Annotated in this window: 1 pseudogene; it reads left to right on the top strand. The window is 47.8% G+C overall.

What is annotated here, in order from left to right:
* Positions 1-172: 172 nt before the first annotated feature.
* A pseudogene (locus CHH91_RS21325) lies at positions 173-278 on the top strand (daunorubicin/doxorubicin resistance ABC transporter ATP-binding protein DrrA); the annotation flags it as partial.

Here is a 278-nt window from a genome sequence, read left to right as displayed (position 1 = left end):
GGAATAAAGTGCGCGCCATCGGTCTTGCTGTCGCTCATCACGATGTGGCGTATTTTTCCAAGTGTCAGGCGCAAGGCGTGATCATTTGTGGATTGGGCGTTGAGCATAAATAAGCGTTTGACTGAATAGGAGTAATGTTGGTAAAAAAGGGGGCTGAATATAGTTGGTGCAAATGACAGAAGAAAAGGCGATCGAGGCGAAAGGCCTCGTGAAAGTGTTTGGCAAGCATCGGGCTGTTGATGGCGTCGATTTGTCTGTCGTAAAAGGAACGGTCTATG

This window comes from Virgibacillus sp. 7505, from assembly GCF_002272135.1.
In the GTDB taxonomy this organism is placed as follows: Bacteria; Bacillota; Bacilli; order Bacillales; family Amphibacillaceae; genus Terribacillus.
Note: the sequence above shows the minus strand (reverse complement) of the source record. Positions and strands in the feature narration are given on the sequence as shown.